The sequence below is a fragment of the Streptomyces sp. NPDC031365 genome (assembly GCF_055569765.1).
This window is the reverse complement of sequence record NZ_JBVIIM010000018.1, coordinates 56416-75193: the sequence shown is the minus strand read 5'-3', so window position 1 is coordinate 75193 and position 18778 is coordinate 56416. Positions and strand designations below refer to the sequence as shown.

Annotated in this window: 20 protein-coding genes and 1 pseudogene; 12 read left to right on the top strand and 9 right to left on the bottom strand. The window is 71.8% G+C overall.

The features are described from left to right. Window positions 1–58: 58 nt before the first annotated feature. Both ACZ5C2_RS24700 and ACZ5C2_RS24695 read right to left on the bottom strand, forming a co-directional pair. On the bottom strand, window positions 59–1600 hold the full coding sequence (locus ACZ5C2_RS24700) for an APC family permease (RefSeq protein WP_468794803.1): 1542 nt from the start codon (window positions 1598–1600) through the stop codon (window positions 59–61). 72 nt (window positions 1601–1672) lie between these two features. Further along, a complete protein-coding gene (locus ACZ5C2_RS24695) occupies window positions 1673–2623 on the bottom strand; it encodes a hypothetical protein (protein ID WP_468794800.1) in 951 nt (316 codons plus the stop codon). A gap of 244 nt (window positions 2624–2867) precedes the next feature. Here ACZ5C2_RS24695 and ACZ5C2_RS24690 point away from each other — a divergent pair, with 244 nt between their 5' ends. The 3 genes from ACZ5C2_RS24690 to ACZ5C2_RS24680 are packed head-to-tail and all read left to right on the top strand — an operon-like array spanning window position 2868 to window position 4139. Beyond that, entirely contained in the window at window positions 2868–3398 is a 531-nt protein-coding gene (locus ACZ5C2_RS24690; protein ID WP_468794797.1) for an NUDIX domain-containing protein, read from the top strand. 10 nt (window positions 3399–3408) lie between these two features. Beyond that, entirely contained in the window at window positions 3409–3801 is a 393-nt protein-coding gene (locus tag ACZ5C2_RS24685) for a YidH family protein (protein WP_468794794.1), read from the top strand. Continuing rightward, a complete protein-coding gene (locus ACZ5C2_RS24680) occupies window positions 3798–4139 on the top strand; it encodes a DUF202 domain-containing protein (protein ID WP_468794792.1) in 342 nt (113 codons plus the stop codon). The genes ACZ5C2_RS24685 and ACZ5C2_RS24680 overlap by 4 nt, the downstream gene beginning before the upstream one ends. 114 nt (window positions 4140–4253) lie before the next feature. On the opposite strand, the gene ACZ5C2_RS24675 is transcribed toward ACZ5C2_RS24680, so the two are convergent. Then, the gene (locus ACZ5C2_RS24675) at window positions 4254–5183 is read right to left on the bottom strand and encodes an NADP-dependent oxidoreductase (RefSeq protein ID WP_468794789.1); all 930 of its coding nucleotides are present in this window, start codon (window positions 5181–5183) and stop codon (window positions 4254–4256) included. Window positions 5184–5382: 199 nt separating this feature from the next. On the opposite strand from ACZ5C2_RS24675, the gene ACZ5C2_RS24670 reads away from it, so the two are divergent. The 3 genes and pseudogenes from ACZ5C2_RS24670 to ACZ5C2_RS24660 all read left to right on the top strand — a co-directional run. Continuing rightward, on the top strand, window positions 5383–6405 hold the full coding sequence (locus tag ACZ5C2_RS24670; protein ID WP_468794786.1) for a phosphotransferase family protein: 1023 nt from the start codon (window positions 5383–5385) through the stop codon (window positions 6403–6405). A 6-nt stretch (window positions 6406–6411) separates the two neighbouring features. Continuing rightward, window positions 6412–7626, top strand: a complete 1215-nt coding sequence (locus ACZ5C2_RS24665; protein ID WP_468794783.1) for an acyl-CoA dehydrogenase family protein — start codon at window positions 6412–6414, stop codon at window positions 7624–7626. A gap of 175 nt (window positions 7627–7801) precedes the next feature. After that, window positions 7802–7972, top strand: a pseudogene (locus tag ACZ5C2_RS24660) (hypothetical protein); the annotation flags it as partial. A 261-nt stretch (window positions 7973–8233) separates the two neighbouring features. On the opposite strand, the gene ACZ5C2_RS24655 reads toward ACZ5C2_RS24660, so the two are convergent. After that, on the bottom strand, window positions 8234–8827 hold the full coding sequence (locus ACZ5C2_RS24655) for a TetR/AcrR family transcriptional regulator (RefSeq protein ID WP_468794780.1): 594 nt from the start codon (window positions 8825–8827) through the stop codon (window positions 8234–8236). Window positions 8828–9024: 197 nt separating this feature from the next. Beyond that, entirely contained in the window at window positions 9025–9798 is a 774-nt protein-coding gene (locus ACZ5C2_RS24650; RefSeq protein ID WP_468794777.1) for an SDR family oxidoreductase, read from the bottom strand. 169 nt (window positions 9799–9967) lie between these two features. On the opposite strand from ACZ5C2_RS24650, the gene ACZ5C2_RS24645 reads away from it, so the two are divergent. From ACZ5C2_RS24645 to ACZ5C2_RS24635, 3 genes are all read left to right on the top strand, one after another. Further along, entirely contained in the window at window positions 9968–11227 is a 1260-nt protein-coding gene (locus ACZ5C2_RS24645) for an exo-beta-N-acetylmuramidase NamZ family protein (protein WP_468794774.1), read from the top strand. 442 nt (window positions 11228–11669) lie between these two features. After that, on the top strand, window positions 11670–12272 hold the full coding sequence (locus tag ACZ5C2_RS24640; protein WP_468794771.1) for a hypothetical protein: 603 nt from the start codon (window positions 11670–11672) through the stop codon (window positions 12270–12272). 156 nt (window positions 12273–12428) lie between these two features. Beyond that, the gene (locus ACZ5C2_RS24635; protein WP_468794768.1) at window positions 12429–13496 is read left to right on the top strand and encodes an RNA ligase (ATP); all 1068 of its coding nucleotides are present in this window, start codon (window positions 12429–12431) and stop codon (window positions 13494–13496) included. 181 nt (window positions 13497–13677) lie between these two features. Here ACZ5C2_RS24635 and soxR read toward each other — a convergent pair whose 3' ends face one another. Further along, window positions 13678–14154, bottom strand: a complete 477-nt coding sequence (soxR, locus tag ACZ5C2_RS24630; protein ID WP_468794765.1) for a redox-sensitive transcriptional activator SoxR — start codon at window positions 14152–14154, stop codon at window positions 13678–13680. A 132-nt stretch (window positions 14155–14286) separates the two neighbouring features. Here soxR and ACZ5C2_RS24625 point away from each other — a divergent pair, with 132 nt between their 5' ends. Continuing rightward, window positions 14287–14748: a MaoC family dehydratase gene (locus ACZ5C2_RS24625; protein ID WP_468794762.1), complete on the top strand. Its 462-nt coding sequence runs from the start codon at window positions 14287–14289 to the stop codon at window positions 14746–14748. Here ACZ5C2_RS24625 and ACZ5C2_RS24620 read toward each other — a convergent pair. The 3 genes from ACZ5C2_RS24620 to ACZ5C2_RS24610 all read right to left on the bottom strand — a co-directional run bounded on the left by ACZ5C2_RS24620 (window position 14739) and on the right by ACZ5C2_RS24610 (window position 17210). Then, on the bottom strand, window positions 14739–15383 hold the full coding sequence (locus ACZ5C2_RS24620) for a TetR/AcrR family transcriptional regulator (RefSeq protein WP_468794759.1): 645 nt from the start codon (window positions 15381–15383) through the stop codon (window positions 14739–14741). The genes ACZ5C2_RS24625 and ACZ5C2_RS24620 overlap by 10 nt on opposite strands. A 327-nt stretch (window positions 15384–15710) precedes the next feature. Further along, entirely contained in the window at window positions 15711–15998 is a 288-nt protein-coding gene (locus tag ACZ5C2_RS24615; RefSeq protein ID WP_468794756.1) for a YiaA/YiaB family inner membrane protein, read from the bottom strand. Window positions 15999–16058: 60 nt separating this feature from the next. Further along, window positions 16059–17210 (bottom strand): acyl-CoA dehydrogenase family protein, encoded by a 1152-nt coding sequence (locus ACZ5C2_RS24610; protein ID WP_468794753.1) that lies wholly within the window; start codon window positions 17208–17210, stop codon window positions 16059–16061. Window positions 17211–17313: 103 nt separating this feature from the next. Here ACZ5C2_RS24610 and ACZ5C2_RS24605 point away from each other — a divergent pair, with 103 nt between their 5' ends. Both ACZ5C2_RS24605 and ACZ5C2_RS24600 read left to right on the top strand, forming a co-directional pair. Next, entirely contained in the window at window positions 17314–17955 is a 642-nt protein-coding gene (locus ACZ5C2_RS24605; protein WP_468794750.1) for a TetR/AcrR family transcriptional regulator, read from the top strand. Between the two features lie 55 nt (window positions 17956–18010). After that, on the top strand, window positions 18011–18721 hold the full coding sequence (locus ACZ5C2_RS24600; protein ID WP_468794747.1) for an ArsR/SmtB family transcription factor: 711 nt from the start codon (window positions 18011–18013) through the stop codon (window positions 18719–18721). Window positions 18722–18778: the final 57 nt, after the last annotated feature.

Here is an 18778-nt window from a genome sequence, read left to right as displayed (position 1 = left end):
TCCGGGCCAGGGTTCGCAGGTGCCCGTCAGACTTCCGTAACCACCGACCACCACCGTCCTACGGAATGCGCTCGGCCTCCTGGTCGAGCTGGAACGCCTCGTTGCCGAGTCCGATGCGGGCGTGCGTCTCGGGGGCGCGGGCGCGCAGGATCGCGCCCTGGAGCAGCCCGGCGACGAGGGCGAGCCCGATGACGCCGGGCAGGATCCAGCTCAGGGAGGAGTCGGGGCCGGCCCCGACCAGCACGTCGAAGTCCTTGACCGTGTAGCCGGCGATCACCACCAGGGCGACGCCCGCCAGCGCCGACGTGACCAGCCGCCAGGCCTGCGCGCCCGCGGCTCCGCGCCGGACGAAGAAGACGACGACGGACAGGGAGGCAATGGCCATCAGCACGATCACGCCGAGCGCGCCGATGTTGCCGCCCCAGGTGAACAGGCGCAGGACGGGTGCGGTCGGATCCCCGGTGGCCTTGTCGTCGGTGAGTGCGAAGACGACGACCAGCACGGCGGCGATGCCGGTCTGCAGCAGCGAGCCGGTGCCGGGGGCGCCGCTGCCGCCGGTGGTGCGGCCGAAGGCGGCGGGCAGCAGGCCCTCTCGGCCCATGGCGAAGGCGTACCGGGCGACGACGTTGTGGAAGCTGAGCATGGCCGCGAACATGCCGGTCACGAAGAGGATGTGCAGGACGTCGGTGAAGGTACCGCCGAGCCGTTCCTCGGTGAGGAAGAACAGCAGGCCCGCGCTCTGCTCCTGGGACGTGCCGATGATCCCGGAGGGGCCGGTGGCGACGGTGAGCGCCCAGCTGCTGACGGCGAAGAAGACGGCGACGCCGGCGACCGCGAGGAACATCACCCGCGGTACGACCTCGTGCGGCTTGCTGGTCTCCTCGGCGTACACGGGGGCCTGTTCGAAGCCGAGGAAGGCCGCGATGCAGAAGCACAGGGCGGTGCCGACGCCCGCGCCGGTGAGCGTGTCCGGGTTGAAGGCGTGCAGCGACAGGCCCTCCTTGCCGGGGTCGGCGATGGCGGCGATGTCGAAGACGACGACCAGCAACACCTCGATGACCAGCAGCACGCCGAGCACACGCGCGTTGACGTCGATCTTCAGCCAGCCCAGCGCGCCGACGGCGAGCACGGCCACCAGCGACGGTATCCACCAGGCGATCTCGAGGTCGGCGTAGGTGGCGAAGAGGCCGGAGACCTCGAAGCCGAAGATGCCGTAGATGCCGACCTGGAGGGAGTTGTACGCGACGAGAGCGACCATGGCGGCGCCCGCGCCGGCGGTGCCGCCGAGTCCGCGGGAGATGTAGGCGTAGAAGGCGCCCGCGTTGTGGACGTGCCGGCTCATCTCGGCGTAGCCGAGGCTGAAGAGGACCAGCACGGTGCCGAGGACCACGAAGAGCAGCGGCTGGCCGACGATGCCCATCACCGCGAATGTGGTGGGCATGACACCGGCGACCACCATGAGCGGTGCCGTCGCGGCGAGCACGGAGAGCAGCAGGCCCCCCGTGCCGAGGCGGTCGGCGCGCAGAGCGCGCTCCTGCCCCTTGAACGTACTGATGCCGTCGGCTGTCGCTCTGCTCTTGCTCGAACTGTCCGTCGTCATCTCGAGACCGTCCTTGGGTCGGTGGTGGTTGCGGCGGGTGCGGTGGACTGGGGGTGGTGACCGAGGGCTGGGTCAGACCGTGCCCAGGGCGATGGCGCGGGCGGTACGGAAGGCGACCACGGGGTCACGGTTGGGATAGGACCAGGGGGCCGGTGTGGCGTGGTCGCCGATGCGGTGGAACAGGGCGGCGGCCTCGGCGCCCCGGCCCTCGCACACCTTGGCGTGAGCCAGGAAGTTCAGGTCGACCAGCCGGCGCGGATGGTCCTCGTGCTCCCACTCCAGCCACCAGTCGAAGGCGGCCTTCATCACCTGCCGGGCGCGGCGGCCGACCCAGTGGCCGGAGGCGACCGGGTCGGCGGGTTCGTGCCCGGCGGCGGCCAGCGTGCGGTAGCGCTCGGCGTGCGCGATGACCGGCAGGATCGCCAGCGGTGAGTCCGCGGGTGCCTGTTCGGCGGCCCAGTTGGCGAAGTCGTAGACCTCGTGCAGCGGGTCCGGGCCCGCCTCCACCCGCCGCTCGGCGAGCCAGGCGACCACCAGGTGGTGGGCGTGGTGGTGGTCCGCGTACCGGGTGCGGACCTGCTCGAAGACGCGGACCACGTCCCCCTCCGCGCCCTGGGCGCACTCCAGTTGAAGCAGCCCGAGCCAAGGCGTGGGGTCGGCGGGCAGTAGTTCCGCCGTCTGGTGGCAGGTTTCGCCGACACGGGCCGGCTTCTCCTTGCCGCGCAGCGCGCGCCGCACCTGGGCGAGGGCGAGCAGCACGCGGGCGTCACCGGAGTCGGGCTCGGCGAGCAGCCACTCACGGGCCCAGGCGGCACAGTACGACTCCTTGGCGAGCACCGTGATCCGGTGGCCCCGGCGGTCCCAGTCGTCCCCCGTACGGACGAGCAGTGAGCGGGTGTTCTGCCATCGGCCCTGCGCCAGCGCGGCCCGCGCTGCGACGAGTTCGGCGTCGTCGAGAGCGTCGTCGAAGGCCTGTGCCGCACGTTTGCGGGCACGGCCGAGGGGAGGCGGGGGTGGGGACACCGCGGAACTTCCTCACGCGCTCTTCTTGTGGCTCGGCCCACGGCGGGCGGTCGGTGCGGCAGTGGTCGGCTGCCGATTGCCATGAGCTGATCACGGACAGCAAACCGTCAGCCGGCGGATCACGTCAAGGGCACCCGGTGTGTTACACGCGTCAACTGCGGTCACGAACGGGCAACTTGTGACGCGGGAGGCATCGCTTAACCGGTGTGGCGCGCCGTTCCGGGGACGCTGCTTGGATGGCCGCATGAGTGCTGACGAGATCATCGACATCGTCGACGAGAACGACCGGGTGGTAGGGCAGTCGCCTCGCGGTGAGGCCTACGCGCGGGGTCTGCGCCACCGGTGCGCCTTCGTCCTGGCCCGGGACGCGCGGGGGCGTGTCTTCGTCCACCGCCGCACGGCGACCAAACTGGTCTTCCCCTCGCTGTACGACATGTTCGTGGGCGGGGTCGTCGGCGCGGGCGAGGGATACGACGAGGCGGCGCTGAGGGAGGCGGAGGAGGAACTGGGCGTACGTGGCCTGCCGCGCCCCGAGCACCTGTTCACGTTCCTGTACGACGACGGCGCGGGACGGGCCTGGTGGTCGGCGGTGTACGAGGTGCGCTGCGAGCCGCCCGTGCGGCCACAGGCCGAGGAAGTGGCCTGGCACGACTTCCTGCCGGAGGCCGAGCTCGAGCGGCGGCTGGGCGAGGGCGGCTGGGAGTGGGTGCCGGACGGGCTGGCGGCGTACGAGCGGCTCAAGGCGTGGCGGTCGGGTTCGTCCGAGCGCCGGTAGGGTCGCAGGTGTGATCGATCGTGTGCGGAACGTCCGGTTGTGGTTCGCGCCCGCGGAGGTGCGGCAGGAGGGCGTGACGCCCGACTACCGGTTCTCCCTGGCGAACGAACGGACGTTCCTGGCCTGGCTGCGCACCGCGCTCGCGCTGATCGGCGGCGGGTTCGCGGTGGACCAGTTCCTGCCGGATCTGCGGTGGGCGTGGCGGGTGGGGCTCGCGCTGGCGTTGCTCGCCACCGGGGCGTTGTGCGCGCTGCGGGCGGTCAATCACTGGGTGCGGTGCGAGCGGGCGATGCGGCGGGGGGAGGACCTGCCGGTGTCGCGGTTTCCGGCGCTGCTGGGCCTGGTGGTGGCGGTGGTGGCGGTGGCGATGGTCGTCGTGGTGCTCTTCGGGTGGGCGGGGTGAGCGCGGCGGCCGGCCGGAGCGTGCAGCGGGATCCCGGGCTGCAGCCCGAGCGGACCCGGCTGGCGTGGCGGCGTACGACGCTGTCGAGCACGGTGGTGGTGGTGCTGGCGGTGAGGGCGGCGCTGGGGGGTGGTGAGGGCCGGTCGGTGGTGGTGGGGGTGGCGGGGGCGGTGTGCTGCGGGGCGTGGGTGGCGCTCTTGTGTGTGGCCCGTGGGCGGATTCGGGCGTTGGCCGGGGGCGGGGTGCCGGGGCCGCTGGGCCCTCGGGGCGCGGCCGCGGCGGTGATGTGTGTGGTGGCCCTGGTGGGGGGTGGGGTGGGGCTGGTGCTGCGGGGGTAGCCGGGGGGTGTTTAGCCGGGGGGTGTTTCGCCCCCGCCGCCCCGTCCCGCCCCTGGTGCTGCGCCCAGGACCCCCTTTCGGCCCTGCGGGCCTGGTCCGCCAACGCCGGACAGGCTACTGGGGCAGCGTGACCACGATCTTGCCCCTGGTTCGGCCCTCCTGGTTCAGACGGTGCGCGTCCGCCGCCTGGTCCAGGGGGAAGGTTTGTGAGACGTGTACCGTCAGCACGCCCTGTTCGGCCAGGTCGGAGAGGTGGGACAGATCCTGGGGGTCGGGGCGGACGAACCAGTAGTGGCCGCCGTGGTCCACCACCTCCGGGTCGGTGATCGATGCCAGGCGGCCGTCGGGGCCGAGGAGGTTCACGGAGGCCTCCAGGGCGTCTCCGCCCACCGTGTCGAACACCGCGTCCACGCCCTCGGGGGCCAGCCCCCGCACCCGTTCCGCCAGGCCCTCGCCGTAGCTCACCGGCTCCCCGCCCAGTCCGCGTACGAAGTCGTGGTTGTGCTCACTCGCCGTGCCGATGACCCGGGCACCGAGGTGGGCGGCGAGCTGGACCGCGATGGATCCGACCCCGCCGGCCGCGGCGTGCACCAGGACCGTCTCGCCCCGTTCGACGCCGAGGACGCGGTGCAGCACCTGGTATGCGGTCAGACCCGCGAGCGGAAGGCCCGCCGCCTCCTCGAAGGACAGGTTGCCCGGCTTGCGCGCGAGCGTGCGCACCGGGGCCGCCACGTACTCGGCGAAGGTGCCCCGGGAAAGGACGTCCTCCCGTACGTAGCCGATCACCTCGTCGCCTGCGGCGAACTCCGGGACCGCGGGGCCCGGCCGGACGACCACGCCCGAGACGTCCCAGCCGGGGACCACCGGGAAGACGGCCGGAAGGACGGGGTCGAGGTAGCCCTCGCGGCACTTCCAGTCGACCGGGTTGACGCCCGCCGCCCGTACCTTCACCAGCACCGAGTCGGGACCGACCTTGGGATCGTCGACCTCCCCCGGCTCGAGCACCTCGGGGCCGCCGTACCGTGCGTAGCTGATCGCCTTCATGGGTCCGACCCTCCGGCGTCCGCACGGGCCGTGCAAGCCGGATCGCGCGATATGCGCCATTCGCGTGGCGGCGGGACGCCCTTCGGGCGCGGTGAGCGCCTATCGTGGGCCCGATCACGTTTCGCTCGCACTCTGGACGACATACCGACCGGTCGGCATCATAAGTCGGGTACGGTTTTCCCTGCCCGGAGGAGCGATGATGAGCCCCGACCACCCGCCCGGACTCGATCTCGACCGGCTGCGCGGCCTGCTGACCCGGGAGCGGCCCGGCCTGGTGAACGGCCCGCTCACCGGGCGGCTGATCGAGGGCGGCAGGTCGAATCTCACGTACGCGGTCTCCGACGGCGCCGCGCAGTGGGTCGTACGACGTCCCCCGCTCGGCCATGTCCTGGCCACCGCGCACGACATGAAGCGCGAGCACCGGGTGATCAGCGCGCTGCACCCCACGGCCGTACCCGTCCCCCGTCCCGTACTGCTGTGCGAGGACGAGGAGGTGCTCGGGGCCCCCTTCTACGTGATGGAGTTCGTCGAGGGCACCCCGTACCGTACGGCCGGCCAGCTCGCTCCGCTCGGTCCCGAACGCACCCGGGACGCCGTGCTGAACCTGGTGGACACCCTCGTCGAACTGCACGCCGTGGACCCCGGCGAGGTGGGGCTCGCGGACTTCGGCCGTCCCGAGGGCTTCCTGGACCGGCAGTTGCGGCGCTGGGGCAAGCAGCTGGACGCCTCCCGCAACCGGGAACTGGCCGGGATCGACGAACTGCACGCGGCCCTCGGGCGTGAGCTGCCCGGCTCCCCCGAGCCGACCGTGGTGCACGGCGACTACCGCCTCGACAACGCGCTCATCGGCGAGGACGACGAGATCAAGGCCGTCCTCGACTGGGAGATGTCCACCCTCGGTGATCCGCTCACCGACCTCGGGCTGCTGGTGATGTACAGCATGCCGCTGAGCATGCCCGACTCCCCCGTCTCCACGACCGCCGAGGCGCCCGGGCATCCCTCGCCGGCCGAGCTGATCGAGCGGTACGCCGCTCGGTCCGGGCGCGATGTCTCCTCGGTGTCCTGGTACACGGCGTTCGCCTGGTTCAAGCTCGCCGTGATCCTGGAGGGCATCCACTACCGCTACACGCTGGGCCAGACGGTCGGGCGCGGCTTCGACCGCATCGGCGATCTGGTCCCGGTCTTCATCGAGCACGGTCTGACCACTCTTCAGGAAGGCTGACCAGTCATGGACTTCGCGTTCGACGCGCGCACCGAGGAGCTGCGCGCAAGGCTCCTCGCCTTCATGGACGAGCACGTCCACCCGGCCGAGCAGGTCGCGCACCAGCAGCGTGCCGAGCTGGACTCGCCGTGGGAGAACGTCCCCGTCGTGGAGGAGTTGAAGGCCGAGGCCCGCAGGCAGGGGCTGTGGAACCTGTTCCTTCCCGACGCCGAGTACGGTGCCGGCCTCACCAACCTCCAGTACGCCCCGCTCGCCGAGATCATGGGCCGCTCGCCGCAGATCGCCCCGACGGTCACCAACTGCGCGGCACCCGACACCGGGAACATGGAGGTGCTGGCGCAGTTCGGCGACGAGCAGCAGCGCAAGCAGTGGCTCCAGCCGCTGCTGGCCGGTGAGATCCGTTCGGCGTTCGCGATGACGGAGCCGGACGTGGCCTCCTCGGACGCCACCAACATCACCACGCGCATCGAGCGGGAGGGCGACGAGTACGTCATCACCGGCCGCAAGTGGTACATCTCCGGGGCGATGCATCCGGACTGCAAGATCTTCATCGTGATGGGCAAGACCGACCCGGACGGGGCGGACATCCGCCGTCAGCAGTCCATGGTCCTCGTCCCGCGCGACACCCCGGGCGTCACCATCGAGCGCGCCATGCAGGTGTTCGGCTACGAGGACCACTACCACGGCGGACACGCCGAAGTGGTCTTCGACCACGCGCGCGTGCCGGTGTCGAACCTGATCGGCGAGGAGGGCGGCGGCTTCGCCATCGCGCAGGCCCGGCTCGGTCCCGGCCGGATCCACCACTGCATGCGGCTGATCGGCATGGCCGAACGTGCCATCGAGCTGATGTGCCGCCGCGCGGTCTCCCGGGACGCGTTCGGCAAGGCGCTGGCGCAGCAGGGCGTGGTGCAGAACTGGATCGCCGACGCGCGCGTGGCGGTCGAGCAGCTGCGGCTGCTGGTGCTGAAGACGGCCTGGATGATGGACACCGTCGGCAACCGGGGCGCCCACACCGAGATCCAGGCCATCAAGATCGCCACCCCGCGCACGGTCGTCGGCATCCTCGACCGGGCGATCCAGCTGTACGGCGCGGGCGGCGTCAGCCAGGACGTGCCGCTGGCCGAGCTGTACGCCGGCGCCCGTACGCTGATGATCGCCGACGGGCCTGACGAGGTGCACCAGCGGTCGCTGGCGCGGCGGGAGCTGAGGAAGTACCGGTAGGTCCCGTCTCCAGTAGCCGCCTGACGGGGTGTGGTCCGTCGGCGCCGGCGCGCAGGAAGACCCGCGGGCGCAGGAGGCGGGGCCCGGTGCGGGCGTCGGGGAAGCAGGCGGTGGTCCGGAGGGCAGGAGATCCACGCCCACAGCATCGGTTCCGCCGGTTCCCGCGGTCCGACAGATGGTTCCGCTGGAGCCGATCACTGGGATCGGTGGATGGAGATCGGTCAGCTCCGCCGCTTCGTGGCGGTCGTCACCGGAGCGGCTTCACCGCCGCCGCCCGGGGGCCGGGCCGATCGTCCAGCCGACGCTCAGCACCTCGGTCCGCAGTCCCGAGCGGGAGCTGGGCGCCGGTCTGTTCGACCGCACCGGACGGCGAGTGGTGCTGACAGAGGCGGGACGGGCGCTGCTTCCACCGGCACGGGCTCTGCCGGCCGGGGCGCAGTCCGCGCGGGAGGCGGTGGCCGGGCCGGACACCGGACGCATGGCCATCGGCATCACGGTCCGGCGGCCGGATCCGGGGCGCACGGTGGAGCCGGCCGGCGCGGGGTGCGGCCGCGCGACCCGGCGGCGGGCGCCCTGCCCGATCACCTCATGGGCCGCCGTGAGCCGCTCAGGAGCGCAGCGCCCGCAGCAGGAGGTCCGCCAGATGGTCGGCGACCTCCTGGGGGCTGAGCGGGCCGGCGGGGCGGTACCAGGTCGACAGATGGTGCACGGAGCCGAAGTGGTAGTCGACCACGAGGTCGGCCGGCGTCGCCGTGGAGAAGACGCCCTCTCGCTGGCCCTCCTCGATCAGCGCGCGGAAGCGCTCGTGGTAGCGGCGGCGCTCGGCGCGCACCTGCTTGTTCTTCTCCGGGCTGAGATGGTGCATGGAACGGAAGAAGATCGACGCGTCGTCCAGGTTCTCGATCGTGGTGACGACGACGTCGGCCGCCGCGCCGCGCAGCCGCTTCTCGATCGGGTCGTCGGCGTCTGCGAAGTGGTCCAGGCGTTCCTGCTGGAGGCGCAGCACGCGCGCGTACACCTCGTGCAGCAGGTCGTCCTTGGACCCGAAGTAGTGGTACAGCGCCCCCTTGGTGACGCCGGCCGCCTCGACGATCTCCTGCACCGAGGTGCGGTCGTAGCCCTGTTCGGCGAAGAGCCGGGTGGCGGCGGCCAGGAGCCGCTGCGGGACAGGGGTTCCGTCACCGTCCGTCGTCCTGGCCACTGCCGCCACCCGCCTTCCGTGTCGCTGCTGGTTGTCGTGGGTCGCACATCACGGTTCCCGACGGAGGATCCTCCCACTGTCCGTTCCCGGCACGTGCGGCAGGCTGTCCGCCCGGCGCGGATCCGTGCGGGCGGCCAGTCTCTCCCCGCGGTGCGCGGCGGGTACAGCCGGGGCACGTCCGGCAGCCGCCGGGCCTGTCACCGGGTTGCCTCCCAGTGCTGCTGGACGCGGTTCATCCCGGTGAGCCAGCGGTCGGGGTCCGCGGCTCGGGCCTGGTAGTACCCCGCGACCTCCGGATGCGGGAGGATCAGGAAGCGGTCCTCCTCGATGCCGCGGAAAAGGGCGTCGGCCACGTCGTCCGGTTCGATCGCGGTCGGCTTGAGGACCAGGTCGCCCGCGCTGCCGCTGGCGTCGAGCATGGCGGTGCGCACGCCCTGCGGGCAGATCGCGTGGACCTTGACCCCGCGGTGGCGGTACGTCAGTGACAGCCACTCGGCGAAGGCGTAGGCGCCGTGCTTGGTGACGCTGTAGGGGGCGGTGCCGATCATGGTGAGCAGTCCCGCGGCGGAGACGGTGGAGACGAAGCGGCCGCTGCCGCGTTCCAGCCAGCCCGGCAGCAGGGCGTGCGCCGCGCGGACGTGTGCCATGACGTTGACGTCCCAGGAGAGGGCCCAGCCCTGCTCGTCGAGGGGTGCGCCCGGTTCCCCGCCGTCGCGGCCGACGCCGGCGTTGGCGCAGTAGACGTCGACCGTCCCGCCGAGCACGTCCAGTGCCTCGGTGAGGATCGAGGAGGCGTCGCCCGGGACCGCGACCGCGCCGATCTCCCCGGCGACGGCCTTCGCGCGGTCCGCGTCCAGGTCGTTGACCACGACGTGCGCCCCCTGGGCGGCGAAGCGGCGGGCGAGTGCCGCTCCGATGCCGCCCCCGGCTCCCGTGACGACCACCTTCGCACCCTGCACGGCTCGCACCATCGGTCTCCTTCGTCGCGGCTCCCAGCGGCTTCCGGCCGTCAGACTAACCGGTCGGTATGCCCGGTGGAAGAGGTCCTGGGCGCGGGGTCGGTCCGTTTCGTTCCCCGGGCCGGTCACGCGCGCTAGCGTGCGTGGGCATGACACCTGCCGCGATCACGGAGGTCACTGTATGAAGCTGTCCAGACGGAGCCTGCTCACCACCACCACGGCCGCGGTCGCCGCCTCCGCCGCACCGGCGGCCGCCGCCTCCGGGCCGTCGGCACCTCGTGCCGGTGGCGGGCGGAGGATGCGCACGGGTTTCGAACGGCTCGCCGCCGACGGTTACGCGCTGCTCGACGGGCGTCGCGTGGGCGTGGTCACCAATCCGACCGGCATCACCCGGGACGTGCGGCACATCGTCGACGTCATGCACGGCGACGACCGGGTGGACCTGATCGCCGTCTTCGGCCCCGAGCACGGCTTCCGGGGCACCGCGCAGGCGGGCGGGTCCGAGGGCCGCTACGACGACCCGGCGACCGGCCTGCCGGTCTACGACACGTATCTGAAGAGCGGTCAGGCACTCGCCGACATCTTCACCGCGTCCGGCGTGGACACGGTGGTCTTCGACATCCAGGACGTCGGAGCGCGGTTCTACACCTACATCTGGACGCTGTTCGACTGCATGGAGTCGGCGCGGCTCGCGGGCAAGCGGTTCGTGGTCCTGGACCGGCCGAACCCGGTGACCGGGCGGGCCGCACTGGGTCCGGTGCTGCACGAGGAGTTCGCGACCTTCGTCGGACGGCAGCCGATCTCGCAGGCGCACGGGATGACGGTGGCGGAGCTGGCGCGGCTGTTCAACGGGGAGTTCCTGACGACGCCGGTGCCGCTGGAGACCGTACGGATGTCGGGCTGGAAGCGGTCGGACTTCTACGACGCCTCCGGGCTGCCGTGGGTGCCGCCGAGCCCGAACATGCCGACGCCGGAGACGGCGCTGGTCTACTCGGGAACATGTCTGTTCGAGGGTACGAACCTGTCGGAGGGGCGTGGCACCACCCGGCCGTTCGAACTGCTGGGCGCGGAGGGGATCGACGGAGGCTGGGCGGAGGAGGCGAACGGGCTGGGGCTGGCGGGCGTGCGTCTGCGTGAGGCGTATTTCGCGCCGACGTTCTCCAAGTTCCAGGGGAAGACCGTCGGGGGCGTGCAGCTTCATGTGCACGACCGGGCGGCGTTCGATCCGGTGCGGACGGGAATCGGGCTGCTGATCACGGCGAGGCGGTCGTGGAGCGGATTCGCCTGGCGCCCGGACAACTGGATCGACAAGCTCACCGGATCCGCGCTGGTGCGCACCATGATCGATGCGGGCGCGGACACCGACGAGGTGGTGGCGGGCTGGCAGGAGGAGCTGGCGGGGTTCCGGAGGATGCGGCGGGAGTACCTGCTCTACCGCTGAGCGGGGCGGGGCGGAAGGCGGCGGGTCGCGGGCAGCGGCCCGCCGCCGTTTCGTGTGGGAGTGTCGGCACGCCTGTGACCTGCGGGTCGCGGGCCCGGCCGCCGCGGTTCGGCGCGTCGGGCCCGGCGGATCCGTGAGCGGTGTGCATATCGGCCGGTTGTTCAGGAACCCGTGGAAGCCGCGGGGAGTTCTCAGACCGTCGAGGACGAGCTCCTCCCCCGCCGGAAGGGCTTGGATCGAGTTACCGCCGGTATCCCCGTGGATGACCACAACTGAACTACAGATCAAGGGAGTTGGCCCGCGTGACCCGTGGCCGGCTGAAGGGGGCCCTCGAAAAAAGGATGGAGCCGATTCGCGTGTCGATACGTCTATTCGGTGACGTCCGTTCGACGACGCCGAAGTGACCGGATTACAGGTGCAGGTGTGACGGAGGTGCAGGACGATGGCCGGTTTCCGGAGTCTGGCGAGACAGGTCCGAGATCCGCGGTGCGATCTGGCACTGCGGCGCTATTCGCTGCGCAAGTGCCTTGAGCGGTTCGCTCCTTACGGGCACAGGGCGACCTGGGACCATTTGTGCTCGCGGGCCGGGTTCGAACCCGAGGACCGCTCCGTCGACCCGGCGCGGCTCGTGGCCGCACTGGACGAGCTGGAGGAGGCCCGGGCGGTCTGGCTGGCCTATGAGGTGGAGTTCGCCGAGCGCCGCAGGAAGGAGAAGCACGACGGGCTGCGCAGCCCGGGCAGTGTGGACGACTGGCACCGGCTGACCTGGGGCGGTTTCGGTGTCGCCTGGTGCGACGATCCACGGGTGCATCCGCGGGAGCCGCTGGCCGAGGTGCTGCGTCGGCTGATTGCCGCCCTGGAGCGCGAGCCGGGTACGGCCTGCCCCGTGTGCCGGGGGGAACGGCTCATGTGGCGCCACGGCCTGGATCACGAGCCCTCGGCGGGTCCGGTGTGCACGGACTGCGGAATCCTGGTGCCGCGCCCCGTGCTCACCCCTGGAGCCCTGGCGGACGCCCGCCGGGCGAGGCTGCTGGTGCCGGCCTGACAGGCAGGGAGCAACGGGGGCAGGGGGTGCGCCGGGGATGCCGCACCCCCGAGGGCTCCGAGGACCGTAGCAAACGCTAAATCGTTCGTTCCAGGGCTTTCTTCCGTGGACAGTCGGTGGCGATGAAACGCACCTGAGATCCCTGGGAGCTGTCCGATGTCGACGCTGCGCGTCACCGCCGAAGTACTGACCGTCCACGAACACCCGGGCGCCGACGCCCTCGAACTGGCCCAGGTGGGCCTGTACCGGGCCGTTGTCGCCAAGGGCGCCTACCGCACGGGTGATGCGGCCGTCTACATCCCCGAACAGTCCGTGCTGCCGGCCGGGCTGATCGAGGAGCTGGGGCTGACCGGGCGCCTGGCGGGCGGGAGCCACGACCGGGTCAAGGCGATCCGGCTGCGCGGTGAGCTGTCGCAGGGCATCGTCTGCCGGCCGAAGGCACTCGCGGACGTCGACCTGGTGCGGGCCGCCGAGGACGGCACCGACTTCGCGGAGCTGCTCGGCATCACAAAGTGGGTGCCGCCGGTCCCGCCGACCATGAGCGGCGAGGTGGAGTCCGCGCCGGACCTGCTGCCCTGGGTCGACATCGAGAACATCCAGCGCTATCCGGGAATCTTCACCCCCGGCGAACCCGTCGTGCTCACCGAGAAGCTGCACGGCACGGCCTGTCTGCTGACGTACGCCGCCGAGGGGGACCGGGTGTACGTCTCCTCCAAGGGATTCGGCGGCAGGTCGCTGGCGCTGAAGGAGGACCCGCGCAACCTGTACTGGCGTGCGGTGCGCGGGCACGGTGTCGCCGAGGCCGCGGCGGAGCTCGCCGCCCGGCTGGGGGCGCGGCGGGTCGGCGTCTTCGGCGAGGTCTACGGCGCGGGTGTGCAGGACCTGGCGTACGGCGCGGACGGGCGGCGCGACACCCTCGGGTACGCGGTGTTCGACGTGTCCGCGGAGATCGACGGCCGGGTGCGCTGGCTGGACCCGGCACAGCTGCTGGACGGCCGGCTGCCGCTAGTGCCGCGGCTGTTCTCCGGCGCGTACGACAGTGCGCGGGTGCTGGAGATCGCCAGTGGCCGGGAGACGGTGTCCGGGCGGGAGCTGCATCTGCGGGAGGGTGTGGTGATCCGGCCGGTGGTCGAGCGGCACAGCCCGGTGACGGGCGGCCGCGCGATAGCCAAGGCGGTGAGCCCCGCCTATCTGACCCGCAAGGGCGGCACCGAATACGAATGAGCCGGCGTCGCGGGCCGCGGGCGGCCGGCGCCGGTCCGTGCGGCCGGCCGGCGCCAGTCCGTGCGGCCGGCCCTGGACGGCAGACCCAGGGGCGGCCCATGCGGGCGACCCGCAACACCGGCCGGAGCCGGCGACCCCGACGGCCGGCCCGGGAAACGCCGCTCGAACGCCGGAGCCGTGGTCAGCGGTCGTGGTCCCGTGGTGCCTGCTCGGCCATCAGGCGGGAGCCCGTCAGGCGTTCCCCTGTGACGTCGTCCGGGTTGGACAGGACACAGGTGTCCAGGGAGAGGCAGCCGCAGCCGATGCAGTCCGTGAGGTGGTCGCGCAGGCGGTTGAGCTGCCGGATGCGCTCGTCCAGTTCGGAGCGCCAGGCCTCGGAGAGGCGCGCCCAGTCGTCCCGGGTGGGGGTGCGTTCCTCGGGCAGCCGGGCGAGCGCCTCCCGGATCGTGGCCAGCGGGATACCGACGCGCTGGGCAGCGCGGATGAAGGCGACCCTGCGCAGGGTGTCCCTGCTGTAGCGCCGCTGATTGCCCGGAGTGCGGCGGCTGCTGATCAAACCCTTCGACTCGTAGAAGTGCAGGGCGGAGACGGCGGCGCCGCTGCGGGCGGAGAGCTGGCCGACCGTGAGTTCGTGGATCTTCTCTGGAATCCGTTGCACGCCTCGAACCCTACCGACCTCCATGACACCCGGGTCCGTTGACAGGCGCCCCCCGGCCGACCATGCTAAGCAGTTGCTTAGGCATGCGCACACGGAATGCGCCTGCGACTACGTGACGCGAGAGGCCGGGACATGGCAGAGCCGAGGATCTTCACGTCCGTCGACGACCTGAAGGCGGCGGTGGGCGAGCAGCTGGGGTACACCGACTGGCTGGAGGTCGACCAGAAGCGGATCGATCTCTTCGCCGAGGCCACCGGGGACCACCAGTGGATCCACGTCGATCCGGAGAAGGCCGCGGCGGGGCCGTTCAAAACGACCATCGCGCACGGCTATCTGACGCTGTCGCTGCTGCCGCTGTTCGGCCCGCAGCTGATCTCCGTCGAGGGCGTGACGATGGGCGTCAACTACGGCACCAACAAGGTCCGCTTCCCCGCACCGGTGCCGGTCGGCTCACGGGTGCGCGCCACCGCGACGATCAGCGCCGTGGACGAGGTGCAGGGCGGGGTCCAGGTGGCCACGGCGTTCACCGTGGAGCGCGAGGGCGGCGACAAACCGGTGTGCGTGGCCGAGTCGGTGGCCCGCTACTACCTCTGAGCGGCGCCGGTTCCCCGGGCTCCGACCATCCTGAGCACGAGGTCGGCGTAGAGCGCGCCGACCTCCTCGGGGGTGCGGGGTCCGTCGACGTTGAACCAGCGGGCCACGTCGATGCACAGGGAGAGCACGGCGAGGGTGGTGCCCTGGACGTCGGCGACGTCGAAGTCACCGGAGCGCACGCCCTCCTCGATGATCCCACGCACCTCGGCGTCGACCTGGCGCCGCAGGGCAAGGATCTCCGCGCGGGCGTCGGGTCCGAGTGAGTCGAGTTCGTACTGCACGACCCGGGCGGTGGTACGGCCGCCCGCGTGCCAGCGGACGAAGGAGCTGACCGCGTCGGCGAGCCGTTCGGCCGGGCTGCCCTCGGTCCGGGCCGCCGTGCGCAGGATCTCCACGGCCTTCTCGTGACCGATCCTGCTGATGCGGTGGAGCAGCTCTTCCTTGGTCTTGTAGTGGATGTAGAGCGCGGCCGGGCTCATCCCGGCGCGGCCCGCGATGTCGCGGGTCGTCGTGGCGTGGTAGCCGCGCTCCGCGAACGCCTCCACGGCAGCGAGCAGCAGCCGCCGGGCCGCATCGGGTGTGACCTCACCCCACGGCTGCGCCTCGGCGCCGGCCGTCTCCTCCGCCGTACTCATCGCTCACCTCATTCGCTGGCAGGGGTAACACCATACCGGCAAGGGTGAGCGAGCGCTTAGCACCGGCCCGTCGGGCATCGCGGAGCAGGGTCCGGCAGCCCTCACCGGCCGCAGGGCGTGGACGGTACCCCGGCGGCGCTCGTCGGGTGCCGCTCCCCGGCCGGCGGCTCCGCCCGGACGGGAGAGGCGCCCTGCGCGGGGGAACCCCGCCGCATCGACGCCCTCCTCCGCAGTGCGGCCGGGCACCGGGCCCGGCTCCTCCTCCCGCAACGGAGCTCCGGATCGCCGCGCGCCTGATCTGCCGGGACAGGCTGCGGCGCGCCTCCCTCAGAGCTTCTGCAGCGGGTCGTACTCGGAGAGAAGTTTCTCCAGGCGGGCCTGGTCGACCCGGTTCACGATCGCGCCGGCTTCCTGGCGGTCGCGGATGACCTTGGCCAGGGTGAAGGCCGAGGTGACGAGGTAGAGGACCGCGATGCCCAGGAAGGCGCGGACCCAGGCATCGGTCTCCAGATTGAAGATGCCAACCGCGGTGGCACCCATGGCCACGCCGAAGGACGCCACGGCCTGACCGTAGAAGGCGGCCGTACTCTGCTGCTTGACCGGTGTGTCGCTCATGGGGACAAGAATCGGCGGATGTGGCCGCGGCCACATCCGCTCGGATACTCAGGCTCGTACTCAGAAGGCCGAAACCCCGGTCAGGGCGCGGCCGATGACCAGTTTCTGGATCTGACTGGTGCCTTCGTAGAGGGTCATCACGCGCGCGTCGCGCAGGAGTTTGCCCGCCGGGTACTCGTCGATGTAGCCGTAACCGCCGAAGACCTGCAGCGCGTTGTTGGCCGCGCGGACGGCCGCCTCCGAGGCGAAGAGCTTGGCCTTGGAGGACTCAACGGCGAACGGCCGGCCCCGGTCGATCAGGTCCGCGACCCGCCAGGTCAGCAGCCGGGCCGCGTCGACGTCCACGGCGATGTCGCTGATCAGTTCCTGGACGAGCTGGTGACGGGCGATGGGCTTCCCGAACTGCTCGCGCTCCCCGGCGTAACGCACGGCCGCGTCGAGGGCCGCCTGGGCTATGCCGACGCAGCCGGCCGCGACCGACATCCGCCCCTTGGCGAGGGCGGACATGGCGACCGCGAAACCCTTGCCCTCCTCCCCCAGCATCGCGGAAGCGGGCACACGGACGTCCTGGAGGACCAGTTCGGCGGTGGCCTGGCCGCGCAGGCCGAGCTTGCCGTGAACGGCGTGGCGGGTCAGGCCGGGGGTGTCGGCGGGGACGAGGAAGGCGGAGACGCCCTGGTGACCGGGGGCGTCGGTGGAACGCGCGAAGAGCAGGACGACGTCGGCCCAGGTGCCGTTGGTGATGAACATCTTGGTGCCGTTGATGACGTAGTGGCCGCCTTGGCGCACCGCGCGCGTGGTGAGGTTGCCGGCGTCGGAGCCCGTGCCCGGCTCGGTGAGACCGAAGCAGCCGACGTAGTCGCCTGAGGTGAGTCCCGGCAGCCAGGTGCGCCTCTGCTCCTCGCTGCCCCAGGCGGCGATCGTCTTGGCGACCAGGCCGAGAGAGACGGAGACGATACCGCGCACGGAGGAGTCGCCCCGGCCCAGCTCCTCGGTGACCAGGCAGTACGCGAGATGGTCGCCGCCGCAACCGCCGTACTCGTCGTCGATCGTCAGCCCGAGAAAGCCGACCTCGCCGAGTTTCCTGACGATGCCGCGGTCCACTTCCTCGGCGCGGTCCCAGGCGGTGGCGTGGGGCACCACCTCGCGCTCCACGAAGTCCCGGGCAAGCCGGCGGACGGCCTCCTGCTCGTCACCCAGCTCCAGGTTCATACCGAGTCACCCCATGTGAGATCCGCTTGCCGTACACATCCACAGACTGTGCACATTTAAATTAGCACTGCTAGTTTCTTGTCGCGGTCCTACTATGTGCGCCATGGCCCGACCGCGCAAGCCCTTGCTCAGCACCGAACGGATCGTCGAGACAGCCCGTGCGCTCGTGGACGCGGAGGGCCTGACCGCCGTCTCCACGCGTCGGCTCGCCGCGGAGCTGGGGGTGAGCGGGCCTTCGCTCTACAACCACTTCCGCACCAAGGACGAGATCCTGGAGGCGGTGGCCGACTCGGTGAGCGCGCTGGTCGATCTGTCGATGTTCCAGGACGGCCGGGACTGGCGGACCGCGCTGCACGACTGGGCGGTCTCCTACCGGAGCGCACTGCGTGACCACCCGAACATCGTCCCGGTCCTGGCCCGCGGTCCCGGCCGCCGCCCGGCGGCGCTGCGGCTGGCCGACGCGGCCTACGGCGCGATGGTCGAGGCGGGCTGGCCGCCCGCCCAGGCCACCTCCATCGGCGCGCTGATGCGGTACTTCATCATGGGCTCCGCGCTCGGCTCCTTCGCGGGCGGCTTCGTGGACGACGTGAGCGCCTACGATCCCGCCGACTATCCCCATCTCGGGCAGGCCCATCTGCTGGCCGACCAGCAGGAGAAGATCGACGAGCGGGCCTTCGAGACAGGGCTGGCCGCGCTGCTGGACGGGCTGGCGCTGCAGTACGAGCAGGTGCGGGCCGACGGCTGAGCACCTCGCGGACACTTCGGTGAGCACCGCAGCGTCCGTGTCCCATGCTGGGGGCATGAGCACGAAGGATCCCCGGGCGGCGGGGCTGGCCCGGTTCGCCGCGCTGATCGCCGACGAGACCCGGGCCGCGTGTCTGCTGGCGTTGCTGGACGGGCGGGCCTGGACGGCGGGCGAGCTGGCCCGGCACTGCCAGGTGGCCGCGTCCACGCTGAGCGAGCATCTCAGCAAGCTGGTCGCCGGCGGGCTGCTGGCCGAGGAACGGCAGGGCCGGCACCGGTACGTACGTCCCGCCGACGCGCGGGTCGCCCAGCTGGTGGAAGACCTGGCCTCCCAGGTGGCCCCGAGCGCCGCCGAACGCCCGCGCACGTTGAGGCAGTCGGGCGCCGGGTCGGCCATGGCCCGCGGGCGCACCTGCTACGACCACCTCGCCGGGCGGCTCGGCATCGCCCTCACCGACGGCCTCACCGCACGGGGGCTGCTGCGCCAGGACACCGGGTTCGCGCTCACCGATGCGGGGCTGCGCTGGTTCGACACGGCCGGTATCGGTCTCGACCGCCGCGGCCGCCGCCCGCTGGCCCGCGCCTGCCTGGACTGGACGGAACGCCGCCCCCACCTCGCCGGGGTGGCGGGCGCGGCCCTGTGCCGGCACGCCCTGGAGGCGCGGTGGTGCGTACGCATCGGCTCCGAGCGGGCGGTGAAGGTGACGGAGGAGGGCGCACGTGCGCTGTCCGAGCTGCTCGGAATCGACGTGGCGGCCCTCCGGTGACCCGCACGTCCGAAAACCGCGAGCGGCCCGCTCGCTCCTCCTCCTAGCCTCCGGGAA

Excerpts from the sequence above, each read along its gene's own strand:
- ACZ5C2_RS24665 (WP_468794783.1), top strand. The coding sequence starts at position 6,412 with ATGGACTTCGCGTTCGACGCGCGCACCGAGGAGCTGCGCGCAAGGCTC.
- ACZ5C2_RS24605 (WP_468794750.1), top strand. The coding sequence starts at position 17,314 with ATGGCCCGACCGCGCAAGCCCTTGCTCAGCACCGAACGGATCGTCGAG.
- ACZ5C2_RS24700 (WP_468794803.1), bottom strand. The coding sequence starts at position 1,600 with ATGACGACGGACAGTTCGAGCAAGAGCAGAGCGACAGCCGACGGCATC.
- ACZ5C2_RS24610 (WP_468794753.1), bottom strand. The coding sequence starts at position 17,210 with ATGAACCTGGAGCTGGGTGACGAGCAGGAGGCCGTCCGCCGGCTTGCC.
- ACZ5C2_RS24600 (WP_468794747.1), top strand. The coding sequence starts at position 18,011 with ATGAGCACGAAGGATCCCCGGGCGGCGGGGCTGGCCCGGTTCGCCGCG.
- ACZ5C2_RS24615 (WP_468794756.1), bottom strand. The coding sequence starts at position 15,998 with ATGAGCGACACACCGGTCAAGCAGCAGAGTACGGCCGCCTTCTACGGT.
- ACZ5C2_RS24640 (WP_468794771.1), top strand. The coding sequence starts at position 11,670 with ATGGCCGGTTTCCGGAGTCTGGCGAGACAGGTCCGAGATCCGCGGTGC.
- ACZ5C2_RS24635 (WP_468794768.1), top strand. The coding sequence starts at position 12,429 with ATGTCGACGCTGCGCGTCACCGCCGAAGTACTGACCGTCCACGAACAC.
- ACZ5C2_RS24650 (WP_468794777.1), bottom strand. The coding sequence starts at position 9,798 with ATGGTGCGAGCCGTGCAGGGTGCGAAGGTGGTCGTCACGGGAGCCGGG.
- ACZ5C2_RS24645 (WP_468794774.1), top strand. The coding sequence starts at position 9,968 with ATGAAGCTGTCCAGACGGAGCCTGCTCACCACCACCACGGCCGCGGTC.
- ACZ5C2_RS24675 (WP_468794789.1), bottom strand. The coding sequence starts at position 5,183 with ATGAAGGCGATCAGCTACGCACGGTACGGCGGCCCCGAGGTGCTCGAG.
- ACZ5C2_RS24670 (WP_468794786.1), top strand. The coding sequence starts at position 5,383 with ATGAGCCCCGACCACCCGCCCGGACTCGATCTCGACCGGCTGCGCGGC.
- ACZ5C2_RS24690 (WP_468794797.1), top strand. The coding sequence starts at position 2,868 with ATGAGTGCTGACGAGATCATCGACATCGTCGACGAGAACGACCGGGTG.
- ACZ5C2_RS24625 (WP_468794762.1), top strand. The coding sequence starts at position 14,287 with ATGGCAGAGCCGAGGATCTTCACGTCCGTCGACGACCTGAAGGCGGCG.
- ACZ5C2_RS24620 (WP_468794759.1), bottom strand. The coding sequence starts at position 15,383 with ATGAGTACGGCGGAGGAGACGGCCGGCGCCGAGGCGCAGCCGTGGGGT.